We start from the raw sequence: 17,547 nt of genomic DNA, 5'->3' as shown, positions 1-17,547 counted from the left end.
TGAGTTCACCATCTCGGCGGCTCGGTACGGGAGGGGGTCACCCGGTGACTCCAGCATTCCGCAGGGCACGGGCGCGGGCTCTCGGCCCCGCGCTCACCTGCGTGTTCGCCTGCGCGTGTGCCCTGTACGCCACACCCCTCGCGTACGGGGCGGAGGCACCCGGGACGACGACGGTCGGCAGCACGGCGGCGACGCCCACACCCGTCGGCACCCCTCCGACGGCGACGGCGACCCCCACCACGGCCCCACCCACCGCGTCGGCCACTCCGGCCACCTCCCCCACCGCGCCCGTCACGACCGTCACACCGCCGCGCGCCTCTTCCTCCTCGGCGACACCCGCGCCCCCGGCTCCCGCGCCCACCGGCACCGGGGCGGCGCCCTCCCCCACCGCGTCGCGCGCCGAGCCCACCGACGCGCCCACCCCCGACGGCACCGCCTCCCTCGCCGGCCGGCCGGCCGCTGAGGGACGGCCCCGGCCCGGACGCACCGAGCCGTCGACCGCCTCGGCGAGCGCCACGGAGCCGTCTTCCGACGCCTCTCGTACCGAAACTGCAACAGAGCCGGACGCCCCCGAAGAGGTCGAGGAGGAGGCCGAGGCGGTACCCGAGGAGGAGGCCGTCCTGCCGGAAGTGGCGCCCGCCAGCCGGCCGGCCGCCGCGCCGCGCACGGCGACGGAAGCCGTGCCCGCCCTCGTCGACCAGCGGATTCCGGTGCTCACCCTGGGGGTGGGGCTGGCTCTGATGGGGCTCGGCATCGGCTTTCTGGGGCTCCGGATGCGGCGTCGCTGAGCCTTCCGGAACGCCCGGGTCCCCCTTGAGACGGACCTGTCGCTTCCCTCTCAGGACGGTTGTTCGCCTGGGCATACCCGGTATACATACTGAGTATGTCGATCCGCCACGGGCTTCTCGCCCTTCTCGAACGCGGCCCTCGGTACGGCTCTCAGCTCCGTACGGAGTTCGAATCCCGCACCGGTTCCACCTGGCCGCTCAACGTCGGCCAGGTCTACACGACCCTGAGCCGTCTCGAACGGGACGGCATGGTCGCGCAGGGCGGCGAGGACACGGCGGGTCACGCGCTCTACGCGATCACCGACAGCGGCCGCGCCGAGCTCAGGACCTGGTTCGAGAAGCCGGTGGACCGCACCAGCCCCGCCCGTGACGAGCTCGCCATCAAGCTCGCCATGGCCGTGGGCGCCACCGGCGTCGACATCCGCAACGTCATCCAGTCCCAGCGTCGGCACACCGTGAAGGCGATGCAGGACTACACCCGTCTCAAGGCCCAGGCGCTCGCCGCCGTCGAGAACGGCGGGGCCCGGGAACGGGACGACGTGGCCTGGCTGCTCGTCCTGGAGCAGCTGATCTTCCAGACCGAGGCCGAGGCGCGCTGGCTCGACCACTGCGAGGCCCGGCTGATCCGCCTCTCCACGACGCACACCGGCGCCGCCACCGACGCGGGGCCCGCGTCGGGCCCTTCGGCACCGCCGGCCGCGACGTCGGCCCTCACGGAACCGGCACCTCGAACCGAACCGGCCCCGTCGGCGGCCGAGGCCGCCCCACCCGTGGCCGGAGCGCGCTGACCCGCACGGTCGCGCCCCACCAGAACCGCTGAAGCACCACCTTTCCACCGCTCGCTCGCGTACCCGGCCGTCCGCCGCGTACGTCCAAGGGGGGACCCCTCATGTCCGCACAGCAGCCCGTGCTGCAACTCCAGAACCTGACCCGCGTCCACGGCGCGGGTGCCACCGAGGTGCATGCCCTGCGCGGCATCGACCTCGCCGTGTACCCCGGTGAACTCGTCGCCGTCATGGGCCCGTCCGGCTCCGGCAAGTCGACGCTCCTCACCATCGCGGGCGGCCTCGACACCCCCACCTCGGGCCACGTGATCGTCGAGGACACCGACATCACCACCGCGAGCGTCAAGGAGCTCGCGGCCCTGCGCCGCCGCAGCATCGGCTACGTCTTCCAGGACTACAACCTCATCCCGGCCCTCACCGCCGCCGAGAACGTGGCCCTGCCCCGCGAGCTGGACGGGACCTCCGCCCGCAAGGCCCGCGTCGAGGCCCTCAAGGCCCTGGAGGAGATGGGGCTCGGCCACCTCGCCGACCGTTTCCCCGACGAGATGTCCGGTGGACAGCAGCAGCGCGTGGCCATCGCCCGCGCCCTCGTCGGCGACCGCCGGCTGGTCCTCGCCGACGAGCCGACCGGTGCCCTCGACTCCGAGACCGGTGAGTCCGTGCTCGCCCTGCTCCGCACCCGCTGCGACGCCGGTGCCGCCGGTGTCCTCGTCACCCACGAGCCGCGGTTCGCGGCCTGGGCCGACCGGGTCGTCTTCCTGCGGGACGGCGCCATCGTCGACCAGACCGTGCGCAGCGAGGCCGATTCCCTGCTGTCGGGCCAGGTGGCGGAGGCGTGAAGACCTGGTTCCACTCCTGGCGGGCCGCGATCCGCATCGCCCGCCGCGATGCCTGGCGTTCCAAGGGCCGCAGCGCCCTCGTCCTGGCCATGATCGCCCTGCCGATCATGGGCGTCAGCGCTTTCGACCTGACCTTCCGCAGCTCCGAGCTGTCCCCCGCAGAGCGGGCGGACCGCACGATCGGAGCGGCCGACGCCCGGTTCCAGGACCCCGGTTACGGCGGGGTGCCGATCTTCCAGGACCCGCAGGGCGAGATGAACACGCCGGCCAAGGACTACGGGGACTCGCCCTGGCCGAGCGGCTCCACGGATGTCACCAAGACCTTCCCCGCCGGTTCCACCGTCCTCACGGACAGCACCGGTACCGCCAAGCTGACGACGGCTCACGGTCTGCTCTCGACCGAGGTCCGTGAGCTCAAGGCGGCCGATCCGGTCTCGCGCGGCATCATGACGCTCCTGGAGGGGCGTTTCCCGGAGAAGAACGACGAGGTCGTGGCGACCTCGCACTTCCTGGAGACCAGTGGTCTGAAGGTCGGCTCGACCCTTTCCGCCCGCAACTTCGAACGTCCGTACCGAATCGTCGGCTCCTACGAGATTCCCGACGCGCTCAAGGCCGACCAGGTCAACGCGCTGCCCGGAGCCTTCCTCGCGCCCTACGCGAAGGCCGTCGAGAAGGCCGGTCTGCAGAAGCCCGGCATCTCCACGACGTACCTGGTGCGCATGTCCGGTGGTTTCACGTGGAACATGGTCCAGGAGATCAACACCAAGGGTGTGGTCGTCACTTCGCGTGCCGTCCTCCTGAACCCGCCGGCCAAGTCGGAGGTTCCGCTCTACCAGAAGGACGGCTGGGGCGACTACACGTCCAGCCCGGCGGCCGACGCCGCCGCACTCGCCGCCGTCGGCACGGTCGTCGGCCTGGCGATGCTGGAGATCTGCCTGCTCGCCGGACCCGCCTTCGCGGTCGGCGCCCGTCGCTCGCGGCGCCAGCTCGGTCTCGTCGGCGCCAACGGCGGTGCCCGTAGCCACATCCGCGCCATCGTGCTGAGCGGTGGTCTGGTCATCGGTGTCGCCGCCGCCGTCATCGGCACGATCCTCGCCCTGGTCCTCACCCTGGCTCTCCAGCCGGTTCTCGAGGACGTCATGGGGCAGCGGTTCGGCGCCTTCGACATCCGGCCGCTGGAGATCCTCGGCATCGCGCTGCTCGCCGTGGTGACCGGCCTGCTCGCCGCGATCGTCCCGGCCATCACCGCCTCGCGGCAGACCGTCCTCGCCTCGCTGACCGGTCGGCGAGGAATCCGCCGCAGCAGCCGGGTCCTGCCTCTGATCGGCCTCGCGGCCGTCCTGATCGGCGGTGCCATCGCGCTCTTCGGCTCCATGGTCAGCGAGCAGTTCGTCATCGTGGCGGGCGGCTCCGCCATCGCCGAGCTGGGTGTCGTCGCCATGACGCCGGCCCTCGTGGGCCTGTTCGGGCGGAGCGGTCGCTGGCTGCCGCTGTCGCCGCGGCTCGCGCTGCGCGACGCCGTGCGCAACCGGGGCCGTACGGCCCCCGCCGTCGCCGCCGTCCTCGCCGCCGTCGCGGGAACGGTCGCGGTCTCCACGTACATGGCCAGCAGTGAGGCCCAGCACAGGGCCGAGTACCAGGCACAGCTGCCGTACGGGGCGGTCTCCGCCTTCGTCATGGAGGAGGGCGGCCGGGACGTCCCCGCGGTCCGCGAGGCGGTCCAGCGCTTCCTCCCGGTCGACGTCCGCGCCGATGTCGAGCGCGTCACGGTCGGCAAGCCCGGCTGCGAGCCGTGGTCCACCGTTCCCGGATGCGGCCGCTACGAGGTCGTCATCCCCCCGGCGCACGAGTGCCCCCTCTACGCCTCCGTGCCCGGCGGCGGTGACCCCTCCGAGCGGTTCACCCCCGAGCAGCGGCGGAAGATGCTCGCCGACGACTGGCGCTGCGAGCAGTCGTCGAACCCCGGCGGGCTCTACGTCGACGGCGGTCTGCTGGTCGGCGACGCCAAGCTCCTCACGGTCCTCGGCATCGAGGACGCGGGAGCGGTGAAGGCCCTGGCCGAGGGGAAGATCGTCAGCTTCAGCCGCGCCCAGATCGACAAGAACGGCACCATCGGGATCCGCCAGATCACCGACACGGTCGCCGCCGACAAGGCCATGGAGCAGGGCCGCCCGGCACCCGGCAAGGTCAGCTCCGTGCCCGCCTACCGCGTGCCCGGCAGCCCGCAGACCTACGGCGTCCGGGCCCTGATGACCCCGGCCACCGCCAAGGCCGCCGGCCTCATCACCACTCCGTTCGGCGTGTACGCGAGCACCGACCGGCTGCCGGACAGCGAGGCGCGCCAGAGGCTCGACGGTGAGCTCGTCAAGCTCGGCAGCAGCGTCGAACTCCACGTGGAGGAAGGCTTCGTCAACGACAACAGCATCATCCTGCTGTCGCTCGCCGTCTTCGCGGGTCTGGTCACCATCGGCGCCGCCGGTATCGCCACCGGTCTCGCCCAGGCCGACGCCGAGGCCGACCTGAAGACGCTCGCCGCCGTGGGCGCTCCGCCCCGGGTCCGCCGTACGCTCAGCGGTTTCCAGTGCGGAGTCGTCGCCGCGATGGGTGTGATCCTCGGCTCGGGTGCGGGTCTGCTGCCCGCGATGGGCCTCCGGCTCACCGAGGAGCGCCAGCTGATCCGCTACTACGAGGAGTCCGTCGCCCAGGGCTGGGCCACCGCGTCGGATGCGCCGCACCTGCCGATCGTCGTCCCGTGGGAGACGCTGGCGGGCCTGCTCGTCGCCGTACCGCTGGGTGCCGCGCTGCTCGCCGCCCTGGTGACCCGCTCGCGCGGTGCGCTGGCCCGGCGCGCGGCGACCTGACGCTCTTCGTTGCCTTCCTGTGCCCCTGTACGAGGGTGGATCACCCTCGTACAGGGGCACACCCCGTGGTGACGCATGTGTGCGAGAGAATGGCGGCATGGAGATGCCGAGGAATGACAGGTCGCAGGAGAGCCCCCAGGTCCTCATCGTGGGACAGGACGGGATGGCGCTCGGCGGCACTCAGGGCGACGACGAACCCCGCGAGGTCCCGGTGACGGAAATGGTCGAACAGCCTGCGAAGGTCATGCGGATCGGCAGCATGATCAAGCAACTCCTGGAGGAAGTACGCGCGGCACCTCTCGACGAGGCGAGCCGCGTCAGGCTGAAGGACATCCACGCCAGTTCCGTGAAGGAGCTGGAGGACGGGCTCGCGCCCGAGCTGGTGGAGGAACTGGAGCGTCTCTCCCTGCCGTTCACGGACGACGCGATCCCCTCCGAGGCGGAGCTGCGCATCGCGCAGGCCCAGCTGGTGGGCTGGCTGGAGGGCCTCTTCCACGGCATCCAGACGGCGCTCTTCGCCCAGCAGATGGCGGCCCGCGCACAGCTGGAGCAGATGCGCAGCCGGGCGCTGCCCCCGGGTGCGTCCCACGACGATGACGACGACGACCGTGGCCACGGCCACGCGGTCCGCTCGGGGCCCTACCTGTAGGACGGCCGCGCGGACACCGCGAACAAGGACGGAAGGGCCCGGCACGAGGTGTGCCGGGCCCTTCCGTGCGGTGCGGCTGGGGTCACGCCACGGTGCGGCTGGTCGGCCCCGTATGCCCGGCCGGACCGGGCGTCCCGGCCGGATCGGGCGTCCGGCCGGGTGGCGTCGGCGGCCGGGTGGCGTCGCTCAGCCCGGTGGGCTCCCTCCGCCCCTTGCGTCTCTCAGCCCGGTGGCCTCGCTCAGCCCTGGGGTGCGAGGAGCAGGACCTTGCCGACGTGGGTGCCGGACTCCAGGGCCCGGTGGCCCTCGGCGGCGTCCGGCAGCGGCAGCGTGCGGTCGACGACCGGCCGGACCGTGCCCGCGCCGATCAGCGGCCAGACGTGCTCCCGGACGGCGGCGACGATCGCCGCCTTCTCCTGTTCCGGGCGGGAACGCAGCGTGGTCGCCATGACGGCCGCGCGCTTCGCGAGGAGCGCCCCGAGGTTCAGTTCGCCCTTCACCCCGCCCTGGAGGCCGATGACGACGAGCCGGCCGTTCACGGCCAGCGCCTTCACGTTCCGCTCCAGGTACTTGGCGCCGACGATGTCCAGGATGACGTCCGCACCCGCTCCGTCCGTCGCCTTGCCCAGTTCCTCGACGAAGTCCTGCTCGCGGTAGTCGATGAGGATGTCCGCGCCGAGTTCGGCGCAGCGCGCCAGCTTCTCGGGGCCGCCGGCGGTGACCGCGACCCGGGCCCCGACCGCCTTCGCCAGCTGGATCGCCATGGTGCCGATCCCGCTCGCGCCCCCGTGCACGAGCAGCGTCTCGCCCGGCCTCAGGTGCGCGATCATGAAGATGTTGGACCAGACGGTGCAGGCGACCTCGGGAAGCGCGGCGGCCGTGGCCAGGTCGACGCCCTCCGGTACGGGGAGGAGCTGACCGGCCGGGACCACGACCTTCTCCGCGTAGCCGCCGCCCGCGAGCAGCGCGCACACCTCGTCGCCGACGGACCAGCCGGACACCCCCGGACCGAGCGCGGCGATCCGGCCCGAACACTCCAGGCCGGGGTAGGGGGAGCTGCCCGGCGGCGGGTCGTAGAAGCCCTGGCGCTGGAGCAGATCGGCGCGGTTGACGGCGCTCGCCGCCACCTCGACGAGGACCTCGCCCTCGCCGGGTACGGGATCGGGCACCTCGGCCCAGACGAGCGCCTCGGGGCCACCGGGTTCCGGAATCGTGATCGCATACATGGCGGCGAGGCTACTCCCGGAGGGAGCCCGGAGGCCGACAGCCGCCCGGGCCGGTGCGCGGCGACCGACCGGGGGGCCGTCCGGCCGGTCCGGTGCGCCGCGACCGCTCCGGCCCCGCGCTCCTGGGTCAGTCCTCCGGCGGCGTGCGGAGCGGGGTGATCGGGGCGGCGCGCACGATGGTGATCACCCGGTCGGTGAGCTGGAGCGGGCTGGCGGCGGGGTCGTCGTACCCGAGCAGGCGGTGGCCACGGAGCACGCTCACGACGAGGTCCCCGGTCTCCCGCACGCTCTTCCCGACCTCGCTCTTGGTGACCGGGCGCTCCACCAGGTCGAGGCCGGAGCCCTGCTGGATCAGGTCCTCCATGACGGTGCCGGCGCTGGGGCTCAGCACGGAGAGGCCGAGCAGACGCCCGGCGGCGCTGGCGCTGGTGATGACCGCGTCGGCGCCGGACTGGCGGAGCAGCGGCGCGTTCTCCTCCTCGCGGACCGCGGCGACGATCTTGGCTCCCCGGTTGAGCTGGCGGGCGGTCAGCGTGACCAGGACGGCCGTGTCGTCGCGCTGGGTGGCGATGACGATCTGCCGGGCTCGCTGCACCTCGGCGCGGAGCAGCACGTCACTGCGGGTGGCGTCGCCGATGACGCCGACGAACCCGTCCGCGTTCGCCGTCTCGATCACCTTGGTGGAGGGGTCGACGATGACGATCTGTTCCTTGCTCAGCCCGGTCGCGCAGAGGGTCTGGATCGCGGACCGGCCCTTCGTCCCGAAGCCGACGATGACGGTGTGGTCGCGCAAGGTGGACCTCCAGCGGTTCAGCCGGAACTCTTCGCGGGTCCGCTCGGTGAGGACCTCGAGAGTGGTGCCGACCAGGATGATCAGGAACAGCACGCGCAGGGGCGTGACCAGCAGGATGTTGGCGAGCCGGGCCGAGTCGCTGTACGGGACGATGTCGCCGTAGCCGGTGGTGGAGAGCGTCACGGTCGCGTAGTAGGCGCAGTCGAGGAAGTCGAGCGTCCCGTTGGCGTTGTCGTGGTAACCGGCGCGGTCGATGTAGACGATGAGGATCGTCACGAGGAGGACGCCGAGCGCCATGAGGAGTCGCTTGCCGACCTGGCGCAGGGGGCGCTCGACCTCACGGCGGGGCAGTGCGACCCGGGGACCGGAGAGTTTCTCGTCCGCGTGGCGGGCCATCACGTCACGGCTGGGAAGTTTCACGTGAAACACGCTCCTTGGGCCGGTGCGGCCCCCTCTGCCGTCGACCAGGGAAGGTCGAGGACATCCAGGTCTTGGCCGGGGCTCGCGCCGCCGGGCGGGACGACGGCCAGGCCGTCCGCGGCGGCGATGCCACGGAGCATGGCCGGTCCGGTGAAACGCAGGGGTACGGCCAGGCCGTCCCGGCGGACGACCGGGACGAGTCGCGTGTCGTAAGGGTGCCCGTGCACCTCGTCCCGGACGGGTACGCGGAGCGGGGCGGGGTGACCGGCTGCCGAGACCGCCGCGAGCAGGGGCTCGACCAGTGTGAGCAGGCCCGAGACGGCCGCGAGCGGGTTGCCGGGGAGCCCCACGAGGTGGCGGGCGTGGCCCGGACGGGTGGGCTCGGCGCCGAGGCGGGCGAGCAGCATCGGGTGGCCCGGCCGGACCTTCACCCCGTCGACGAGGAGGGTGGCGCCCGCCTTGTCGAGGACCCCGTGGAGGTGGTCCACGGGCCCGGCGGCGGTTCCGCCGGTCGTGACGACGAGGTCGGCGGTGGAGCGGGTGACGGCCGCGTACAGCTCCTCGGCGTCGTCGCCGACCCGGCGGGTGGCGAGGACTTCGGCGCCGAGCGCCGTCAGCCAGGGGCCCAGCATGGGGCCGAGGGCGTCACGGATGAGCCCGTCGTGGGGGAGGCCCGCCGTCAGCAGCTCGTCGCCGAGGATCAGGATCTCCACCCGGGGCCGGGGCGGTACGGGGAGCTCGTCGTAGCCCGCGGCCGCGGCGAGGCCGAGGACGGCGGGGCTCACGACGGTGCCCACGGGCAGCAGCTCGTCACCGGTCCGGCACTCCTGCCCCCGGGGGCGGATGTCCTGACCCGGCACCACGTCCCGCAGGGCGTACAGCTGGGTGCCCCCGGCGACGGCGGCGGGCTCCGCCGCGGTGGGCTCCGCGCGGAAGGGCTCGGTGCGGGCGTGCTCGGTGCGGACCACGGCGGTCGTCCCGGACGGGACACGGGCGCCGGTGGCGATCCGTACGGCCTCACCGGCGACCGGGACGGCCGCGGCCGTGTGCCCGGCGAGGACGGCGCCGTCCTCGCGTACGGTCCAGGGGCCGGGTCCCACGACCGCCCAGCCGTCCATGGCGGAGGTGTCGAAGGGCGGCAGGTCGGTGAGGGCCAGGAGCGGTCCGGCCAGGACCTGGCCGAGAGCCTGCGCGAGCGGAACGCCGAGCGGCGCGCGGCCGGCCCGCGCGGAGTCCCCGGCGCGGGCCGCGACGGCCCGCGCCTCGGGCCAGGCGGTGGCCCGGTGCGGCGGTTCGGCGCGCGCGTCGCCGGCGGTTCCCCGGGGCACCGGGACGGGCTCCTTCAGACTCATCCGGCCTCGTCCTGCTCGGCGGCCCAGCGCTGCGCCAGCGCGGCGGCCTTGCGGGCGGCCTCGGCGACCGCCTCCGATCCGCCGCCACCGGCACTCGCGCTCGCCGCCGCGTATCCGACCAGGAACGTGGTCAGGGGCGCGGCGGGGCGGGCCACTCCATGGGCGGCGTCACGGGCCAGATCCAGCAGCACGCCGGTGTCGACGTCCAGCTCGATGCCCAGTTCGTCCTTGACTGCGGTGATCCATTCGTCCAGCACGGTCCCATGCTCCCTGATGCGGGCCCGGGCCGTGGCGATGTCCTCCCAGGTGTCGCAGTCGAAGGAGGCGAGGGGCCCCGCGGCGACCCGGGTGAGACGCAGGGCACCGGTGAGCACCCGCAGCGGGCCGCCGGCGAGGGTGCCGCGTTGCACGGCGATCAGCTCCAGCTCCCGCCGGAGCGGGGCACCGCGGTACGCGGCGACGAGCGGCTGGTCCCGCCCGTCGGCGTCGGTGAGGAGCGCGGCCTCGGCCGCGGGGTCCTCGGCGAGTGCGCCGAGCAGCCTGCGCACGGTGGCCTCGTCGAGGAAGGGCAGGTCGGCGGAGAGGACGAGCAGGACGTCGGCCCCGGTCTCGCGAACGCCCGCGCCGAGGGCGGCCAGGGGGCCTCCGCCGGGCGGGTCCTCCCTGGTCCAGCGGACGGGGTGGGTGGTCGGGCGGGGATCGCCGACGACCACGGTCCGGTCCGCGCCGCGGCAGGCCGAGAGGACGCGGTCGAGGAGCGGCCGGCCTCCGACCCGTACACCGGGCTTGTCGGCACCGCCGAGGCGCTCGGCGGCTCCTCCGGCGAGTACGACGGCGTCGTGTGCGGTGGTCACCCCAGCAGTATGGGCCGCCGTCCTCCACCCATGTGGGGCGCGTCTCCCTTGGTGAGACGGCGAGGCTGGACCGAGCGGACCTCAAGCCGCCCGGAGGACGGTGCCCCGACCGGCGGTTCGCACGGCCCGAGGGGCGGGGCCGTGCGAACCGGTCCGGTGGTCAGAGCGTGCGGAGCAGGACCGCGGGCTGCTCGACGCAGTCCGCCACGTACCGCAGGAAGCCGCCCGCCGTGCCGCCGTCGCAGACGCGGTGGTCGAAGGTGAACGAGAGCTGCACCACCTGACGGACGGCCAGTTCACCCTGGTGCACCCAGGGCTTGGGGATGATCCGGCCGACTCCGAGCATGGCCGCCTCGGGGTGGTTGATGATCGGCGTGGAGCCGTCGACCCCGAACACCCCGTAGTTGTTCAGGGTGAACGTGCCGCCCGTCAGGTCGGCCGGGGTGAGCGCCGACTCCCGGGCCGCCTCCGTCAGCCGGGCGAACTCCGCCGTCAGCGACTCGGCCGTCCGGGTCCCCGCGTCCTTGACGACGGGAACGACCAGGCCGCGCGGGGTCTGGGCCGCGAAGCCGAGGTGCACGGAGGGCAGTCGGACGATCTCCCGGGCGGCGGTGTCCACCGTGGAGTTGAGCTCGGGGAACCGGGCCAGGGCGTGGACACAGATCCGGGCGAGGAGCGCGAGCAGCGAGATCTTCGGCCCGCCCGCCGCGTTCATCGCCGTCCGTGCGGCCATCAGCTCGGTCGCGTCGGCGTCGACCCAGCAGGTCGCGTCGGGGATCTCGGTACGGCTGCGCGACAGCTTGTCCGCCACGGCGCCGCGGACCCCGCGCAGCGGAATCCGCTCACCCGTGGCGGCGGCGACCGCCGGAGCGGGCGCGGAGGCGGCGGCCGGAGCCATGGCACGTGCGGGCGCCTGCGCGGCGGCCGGCCGCTCCAGGACCGCGATGGCCCGTTCCACATCGGCCCGCAGGATCAGCCCCTCGGGCCCCGATCCGCGCACCTCCCGCAGGTCGAGCCCCCGGTCCCTGGCCAGCTTCCGCACGAGCGGCGAGATGACCGGTACCGGACCGTGGTGCCCACCGCCGGCCACGACGGCCGGAGCGGGAGCGGCGGCCGGAACCGGGGCCGGAACCGGAGCGGCGACGGGCGCGGCGACGGGCGGCGCGGACGTCCGGGCCGCGGCCGGGCTCTCGTGCCGGACCCGGCGGCGACGGGCGACGGGCCCCGCCGTGCCGTACCCGACGAGCACGTTGCCCGAGTACTCCGACGACACCGCCGCGTCCGCCGAACCGGCGGACGCGGCCGGGGCGGTGGTCTGCGCCGCGGCCGGAGCCGGAGCCCCTTCCGTCCCCGTACCGCCCACCGCGACCGTCAGGAGCGGCGCGCCGACGGGCAGTTCGGTGCCCTCCTCGCCGTACCGCGCGGTGACGACACCGCCGTACGGGCAGGGCACCTCGACCATCGCCTTGGCCGTCTCGACCTCGACGACGGGCTGGTCGACGGCGACGACGTCACCGACGCTGACCAGCCACCGGACGATCTCCGCCTCGGTGAGTCCCTCACCGAGGTCGGGCAGCTTGAACTCGAGCACCTGGGCCATCAGCTCCCCGCCTCCCACTGCAGCCGCGCCACCGCGTCCAGGACCCGGTCCACGCCCGGCAGATGGTGCCGCTCCAGCATCGGCGGCGGGTACGGGATGTCGAAGCCCGCGACCCGCAGCACCGGAGCCTCCAGGTGGTGGAAGCAGCGCTCGGTGACGCGCGCGGCGATCTCGGCGCCGGGTCCGCCGAAGCCGGTCGACTCGTGGACCACGACCGCGCGGCCGGTGCGCCGCACCGAGGCGCAGACGGTCTCGTCGTCGAACGGCACGAGCGAGCGCACGTCGACGACCTCCAGGTCCCAGCCCTCCGCCTGCGCGGCCTCCGCCGCCTCCAGACAGACCGGTACCGAGGGGCCGTAGGTGATCAGGGTGGCCCCGGTGCCGGGCCGCCGGACGACGGCCCTGCCGATCGGCTCCACGGGCGCGGGCGCCTCGGGGGACCAGTCGGACTTGGACCAGTAGAGCCGCTTGGGCTCCAGGAAGACCACCGGGTCGTCGGAGGCGATGGCCGCGCGCAGCAGCCCGTAGGCATCCTCGACGGTGGCCGGGGTGACGACGTGGAGCCCGGGGGTGGCCGTGTAGTAGGCCTCGGAGGAGTCGCTGTGGTGCTCGACGCCGCCGATCCCGCCGCCGTACGGCACCCGGATGACGATCGGCATCGGCATCGCGCCCCGGGTGCGGTTCCGCATCTTCGCCACGTGCGAGAGCAGCTGCTCGAACGCCGGGTAGGCGAACGCGTCGAACTGCATCTCGACGACCGGCCGCAGGCCGTACATGGCCATGCCGACGGCCGCGCCGAGGATGCCGGCCTCGGCCAGCGGGGTGTCCGTGACGCGGTCCTCGCCGAACTCCTTGACGAGCCCGTCGGTGACCCGGAAGACCCCGCCGAGCGCGCCGACGTCCTCACCCATCACATGGACGGTCGGGTCCTCGGCCATCGCGTCGCGCATGGCGCGCTGGAGCGCCTGCGCCATCGTGGCGGGCTTGGCCTTCCCGCCGGCACGTGCGCTCCCGGCCGTCGGCCCGGTCGTCGCGGTCGTCATCACGCCTCACCCTCGCCCTCGGCCTCGAGCTCGGCGCGCAGCTGCGCCGCCTGCTCGCGCAGCTGTGTGGTCTGCTCCGCGTACACGTGGGCGAAGAGCTCCATCGGGTCGAGCACCGGGTCGGCGTTCATCCGTTCGCGCAGGTCGGCGGCCATCGTCTCGGCGGCCTCCGTCGCGGCGCGCCTGCCGTCCTCGTCGAGCAGGCCGCGTGCGGTCAGCTCCCGTTCGAGGATGAGGATCGGGTCGTGCGCCCGCCAGGTCTCGACCTCGCCGGCCGCCCGGTAGCGGGTGGCGTCGTCGGCGTTGGTGTGGGCGTCGATGCGGTAGGTGACGGCCTCGACGAGGGTGGGTCCACCGCCGCGCCGGGCTCGGGCCACGGCCTCGGTCAGCACCTGGTGGACGGCGACCGCGTCGTTGCCGTCGACGAGCCGGCCGGGCATCCCGTATCCGACGGCCTTGTGGGCGAGGGAGGGGGCGGCGGTCTGCTTGGCGAGCGGTACGGAGATCGCGAAGCCGTTGTTCTGCACGAGGAAGACCACGGGGGCCTGCCAGACGGCCGCGAAGTTCAGCGCCTCGTGGAAGTCGCCCTCGCTGGTGCCGCCGTCGCCGACCATGGCGAGGGCGACCACGTCGTCGCCCTTGAGCCGGGCGGCGTGGGCGAGGCCCACGGCGTGCGGGAGCTGGGTGGCCAGGGGGGTGCAGAGCGGCGCGACGCGGTGCTCGTGCGGGTCGTACCCGGTGTGCCAGTCGCCGCGCAGCAGGGTCAGGGCCTGGACGGGGTCGAGGCCCCGGGCGACGGCCGCCAGGGTGTCGCGGTACGAGGGGAAGAGCCAGTCCCGCTCCTCCAGGGCCAGCGCGGCGGCGATCTCGCACGCCTCCTGGCCGGTGGAGGACGGGTACACCGCGAGCCTGCCCTGCTTGGTCAGGGCGGTGGCCTGCGTGTTGTACCGGCGGCCGCGGACCAGCTCCGCGTGGAGCCGGAGCAGCAGTGCGGGGTCGGCGTCGGCCACGGCGTCCGTGCCGAGCACGCGGAGCGGCTCGGTGTCGGGCAGCAGCGGGGCGGGGTCGGTCCGCGGCTGCCACGTCGGCGGCGGGGTGGGCCGGTGGGCGGAAGCGGCACCGGGCGGCTCTTGGACTGTCGAACTGCGCTGTTGCAACGAGTCCACCTCCTCGTGGGAGCGGGCATAAGACCCGAAGGCGGGTGGCGCGAGTGTGGCGCGCCTCACCTACCGATTGTTCGGTCGTGGAGTCATTTTGGCTACAGGCACCTCCAGCCTGTGGACAAACGGTTCTCCACAGCCTGGGATATGTGCAGGTCGTCCACCGGAGAGAGGCGGGGGGACATGGCGGATGAACAAATGGCCGTCGACCGGAACGGGGTTCCGGGCGACGACACGGGCGGCGCCCACGGCGGGACCGGCGGCGAGGTGCCCGAGGAGGCGCTGAGCGCGCCGATCGGCGCGCCGACGGGCGCGCTGCCGGCACGCCCGCTGGACGCGATCGACCGCGACATCCTGCGGTTGCTGCAAACGGACGGTCGCGCCTCGGTACGTTCCGTGGCCGAGCGGGTGCACGTCTCGCGGGCCAACGCCTACGCGCGCATCAACCGGCTCATCGACGACGGGGTGATCCGTGGCTTCAGCGCCCGGGTCAACCACGAGCGGGCGGGGCACGGCGCCTCCGCATACATCACGCTCAAGATCGTCCAGAACTCCTGGCGCACGGTCCGCGAGCAGCTCAGGGCGCTGCCGGGCGCCACGCACATCGCGCTGGTCAGCGGGGACTTCGATGTCCTGCTGCTGGTGCACACGCCGGACAACAGGACGCTGCGCGAGCTGGTGCTCACCCGGCTCCAGTCGATCCCGGAGGTGCTGTCCACGCGCACGCTGCTGGTCTTCGAGGAGACGGACCTCAACACGGACCCGCGCGGCTGAACCGGGCCGGGGACGGGGCGGCGGCAAGGGCCGGCGCCCGGACCGGCGGGCGCCCGGCACGGCCCCGGCGAAGCCCGGCCCGCCCCGGCGATGGACCGGGAAGGGCCTCAGCGCGCCCTCAGCGGGCCGTCCGCAGCCCGTCGAAGGCCAGGTGGGCGACGGTCTGGGCGAGCTGCTCACGCTCCGCCGTCGCGTCGGGGTGCGGCCGGTACCACTCCACCAGCGAGTTGATCATGCCGAAGAGGAGCCGGGTCGCGAGCCGGATGTCCACGTCGGCCCGCAGGTCGCCCTCCTCGGCGGCGGCCTTGAGCAGCTCGGCCACCCGGTGGTCGAACTCCCGCCGCCGCTCCATGGCCCACCGCTCGGTGGACGTGTTGCCCCGGACCCGGAGGAGCAGCGTCACGTACGGCAGCTCCGCGATCAGCACCTCGACGGTGCGCCGCGTGACGTACTCGACCCGCTCGACGGCCCGGCCGCGTACGGCCCCCGGTTCGTCGAGGATCGCGAAGAGACCGTCGAGCGCCCGGCTGACCGCGCGCCGGAGCAGCTCCTCCTTGCCGGACACGTGGTGGTAGATCGACGACTTGGAGATCCCGGCCGCCTTGGACAGGTGCTCCATGGAGGTGCCGTCGTAGCCACGCTCGTTGAAGACCCGCACGGCGACCGAGAGCAGCGTCTCGGGGGTGTACGTATCGCGCTTCACGGTGGTCATCACTCGTCCTCCGCGTACTCGGCGTAGCCCCGGCGCACGAGGGCGACGCTCGGCGCGTACCGCCCCGTCCCGTACCGCTCGTGCAGTTCCCCGAGCAGTGCCGACGTACGCCGGAACCCGACCTTCGCGGCCCACTCCAGCGGGCCCGCCGGATAGTTGACCCCGAGCCGCATCGCCGTGTCGACGTCCTCGGCGGTGGCGACCCCCCGGGCGACCGCGTCGGCCGCGAGGTCGGCCAGCATGGCGACCGTCCGGGCGACGATCATGCCGGGGACGTCGCCGATCACGGAGACCTGCTTGCCGAGGGCCTGGAAGAGCCCCACGGCCTCGGCGAGGACCTCGGGCGCGGTCCCCTCCCGGGTGGAGAGCACGATCCGGCTCGCGCGCGCGTAGTCCAGCGCGAGGTCGAAGTAGACGATCTCCTCCTTGTGGTACTCGAAGGAGGTCTCCCCGTCCGCGAGGTTGAGTTCGGCGCCTCCGGGCAGCTTGATGAACCCGCCGTCGCCCCTCTTGCGCCGGACCGTGATCCCGGCCTCCTCGAAGAGCGCCACGAGGGGCTCCGCCGGCCCGAGGTCGCCCCGGACGACGATCCGCTCGGGCGCCTTCGCGGGCGGCGCCGTGTGCGGTGCGGGCCGCTCGGCCCCCTCCGCGTACGAGAACCAGCCCTGGCCCGTCTTGCGGCCGAGCCGTCCCGACTCCACGAGCCGCCGCTGGGCGAGCGAGGGGGTGAACTTGGGGTCCTGGTGGAAGGAGTCCCAGACGGAGCGGGTGACGGCCTCGTTCACGTCCTGGCCGATGAGGTCGGTCAGCTCGAACGGGCCCATGCGGAAGCCGCCGCACTCGCGCAGGGCGGCGTCGATGGTGGCCGGGTCGGCCGCGCCCTCCTCGTACACCCGCAGCGCCTCCGCGTAGAAGGGGCGGGCGACCCGGTTCACGATGAAGCCGGGGGTGTCGGCGCAGCGCACCGGCGTCTTGCCCCAGCCCTTCACCGTCTCGTACGCGCTCGTGGCGACGTCCGGTTCGGTGGCGAAGCCGCTGACGACCTCGACGAGCGGGAGCAGCGGCGCCGGGTTGAAGAAGTGCAGTCCGACGAACCGGCCGGGCAGCCGGAGGCCTCCCGCGATGGCGGTGACGGAGAGGGAGGAGGTGTTGGTGGCGAGAACGGCGTCGTCGCCGACGACCTTCTCCAGGTCGGTGAAGAGCCGCTGCTTGACGGGCAGCAGCTCGACGATCGCCTCGACGACGAGCGCCGCGTCCGCGAGTTCGTCGAGTTCCCGTGCCGCGTGGAGCCGTCCGACGGCCGCCTCGCGCGCGGTGGCGTCCAGGCGGCCCTTCTCGACGAGCCGGTCGAGGCGGGCGGTGAGCGCGGTCACGGCCTCCTCGGCCCGGCCGGGGGCGCTGTCGTAGAGGCGGACGGGGTGACCGGCGACCAGGGCGACCTGGGCGATGCCCTGGCCCATGGTGCCCGTGCCGACGACGGCGACGGTACGGTCCCGCGCGACGGCTCCCCGGAGCTCCTCGGCTCCGGCCGGCGCGGTGCTCCCGGTCTCGGCGGCAGCCCCGGTCGCCGAGGCCTTCCCGGGCTCCCCGATGTCCTCGGTCCTCCCCGGCTTCCCGGGCTTCCCGGCGGCGGCAGGCTCACTGGCGGTCACGTCGTCGCTCCCCCTGACGGTCACGTTGGCGCTCATAGG

The 17,547-nt window shown here is 73.7% G+C and carries 15 protein-coding genes; 6 read left to right on the top strand and 9 right to left on the bottom strand.

Features of this window, described 5'->3' with window-relative positions:
- Positions 1 to 44: 44 nt before the first annotated feature.
- From ABT129_RS00865 to ABT129_RS00845, 5 genes are all read left to right on the top strand, one after another.
- Positions 45 to 788, top strand: a complete 744-nt coding sequence (locus ABT129_RS00865) for a hypothetical protein (protein ID WP_351894881.1) — start codon at positions 45 to 47, stop codon at positions 786 to 788.
- A 95-nt stretch (positions 789 to 883) separates the two neighbouring features.
- Complete coding sequence (locus ABT129_RS00860; RefSeq protein WP_351894879.1) at positions 884 to 1,576, top strand: PadR family transcriptional regulator; 693 nt, start codon at positions 884 to 886, stop codon at positions 1,574 to 1,576.
- A gap of 101 nt (positions 1,577 to 1,677) precedes the next feature.
- Complete coding sequence (locus ABT129_RS00855) at positions 1,678 to 2,412, top strand: ABC transporter ATP-binding protein (RefSeq protein WP_351894877.1); 735 nt, start codon at positions 1,678 to 1,680, stop codon at positions 2,410 to 2,412.
- Positions 2,409 to 5,273 carry an FtsX-like permease family protein gene (locus tag ABT129_RS00850; protein WP_351894874.1) on the top strand — a complete coding sequence of 955 codons (2,865 nt, stop codon included), beginning with the start codon at positions 2,409 to 2,411 and terminating at the stop codon, positions 5,271 to 5,273. Before ABT129_RS00855 ends, ABT129_RS00850 begins: the two co-directional genes overlap by 4 nt.
- A 97-nt stretch (positions 5,274 to 5,370) precedes the next feature.
- The gene (locus tag ABT129_RS00845) at positions 5,371 to 5,922 is read left to right on the top strand and encodes a bacterial proteasome activator family protein (protein WP_351894872.1); all 552 of its coding nucleotides are present in this window, start codon (positions 5,371 to 5,373) and stop codon (positions 5,920 to 5,922) included.
- Positions 5,923 to 6,161: 239 nt separating this feature from the next.
- Here ABT129_RS00845 and ABT129_RS00840 read toward each other — a convergent pair whose 3' ends face one another.
- The 7 genes from ABT129_RS00840 to pdhA form a co-directional block, all read right to left on the bottom strand.
- Complete coding sequence (locus ABT129_RS00840; RefSeq protein WP_351894869.1) at positions 6,162 to 7,148, bottom strand: NAD(P)H-quinone oxidoreductase; 987 nt, start codon at positions 7,146 to 7,148, stop codon at positions 6,162 to 6,164.
- A 127-nt stretch (positions 7,149 to 7,275) separates the two neighbouring features.
- Entirely contained in the window at positions 7,276 to 8,361 is a 1,086-nt protein-coding gene (locus tag ABT129_RS00835; RefSeq protein WP_502981600.1) for a potassium channel family protein, read from the bottom strand.
- A complete protein-coding gene (locus ABT129_RS00830) occupies positions 8,358 to 9,713 on the bottom strand; it encodes a molybdopterin molybdotransferase MoeA (RefSeq protein ID WP_351894867.1) in 1,356 nt (451 codons plus the stop codon). The genes ABT129_RS00835 and ABT129_RS00830 overlap by 4 nt, the downstream gene beginning before the upstream one ends.
- Positions 9,710 to 10,567, bottom strand: coding sequence for an NTP transferase domain-containing protein (locus ABT129_RS00825; RefSeq protein ID WP_351894865.1), 858 nt, complete (start codon positions 10,565 to 10,567; stop codon positions 9,710 to 9,712). The genes ABT129_RS00830 and ABT129_RS00825 overlap by 4 nt, the downstream gene beginning before the upstream one ends.
- A gap of 160 nt (positions 10,568 to 10,727) precedes the next feature.
- Complete coding sequence (locus ABT129_RS00820; protein ID WP_351894862.1) at positions 10,728 to 12,167, bottom strand: dihydrolipoamide acetyltransferase family protein; 1,440 nt, start codon at positions 12,165 to 12,167, stop codon at positions 10,728 to 10,730.
- Positions 12,167 to 13,210 carry an alpha-ketoacid dehydrogenase subunit beta gene (locus ABT129_RS00815; RefSeq protein ID WP_351894860.1) on the bottom strand — a complete coding sequence of 348 codons (1,044 nt, stop codon included), beginning with the start codon at positions 13,208 to 13,210 and terminating at the stop codon, positions 12,167 to 12,169. Before ABT129_RS00815 ends, ABT129_RS00820 begins: the two co-directional genes overlap by 1 nt.
- The gene (gene pdhA, locus ABT129_RS00810) at positions 13,210 to 14,376 is read right to left on the bottom strand and encodes a pyruvate dehydrogenase (acetyl-transferring) E1 component subunit alpha (RefSeq protein ID WP_351895276.1); all 1,167 of its coding nucleotides are present in this window, start codon (positions 14,374 to 14,376) and stop codon (positions 13,210 to 13,212) included. Before pdhA ends, ABT129_RS00815 begins: the two co-directional genes overlap by 1 nt.
- Before the next feature lie 177 nt (positions 14,377 to 14,553).
- Between pdhA and ABT129_RS00805 the strand changes: the two genes are divergently transcribed.
- On the top strand, positions 14,554 to 15,144 hold the full coding sequence (locus tag ABT129_RS00805; RefSeq protein ID WP_351894858.1) for an Lrp/AsnC family transcriptional regulator: 591 nt from the start codon (positions 14,554 to 14,556) through the stop codon (positions 15,142 to 15,144).
- 118 nt (positions 15,145 to 15,262) lie between these two features.
- Here ABT129_RS00805 and ABT129_RS00800 read toward each other — a convergent pair whose 3' ends face one another.
- Complete coding sequence (locus ABT129_RS00800; protein ID WP_351894856.1) at positions 15,263 to 15,856, bottom strand: TetR/AcrR family transcriptional regulator; 594 nt, start codon at positions 15,854 to 15,856, stop codon at positions 15,263 to 15,265.
- Complete coding sequence (locus ABT129_RS00795; protein WP_351894854.1) at positions 15,856 to 17,544, bottom strand: 3-hydroxyacyl-CoA dehydrogenase; 1,689 nt, start codon at positions 17,542 to 17,544, stop codon at positions 15,856 to 15,858. Before ABT129_RS00795 ends, ABT129_RS00800 begins: the two co-directional genes overlap by 1 nt.
- Between the last annotated feature and the right edge of the window lie 3 nt (positions 17,545 to 17,547).

It is taken from the genome of Streptomyces sp. NPDC002057, assembly GCF_040296665.1.
Classification (GTDB): domain Bacteria; phylum Actinomycetota; class Actinomycetes; order Streptomycetales; family Streptomycetaceae; genus Streptomyces.
The sequence above is the reverse complement of the archived record's forward strand: the minus strand, read 5'-3'. Positions and strand labels throughout refer to the sequence as shown.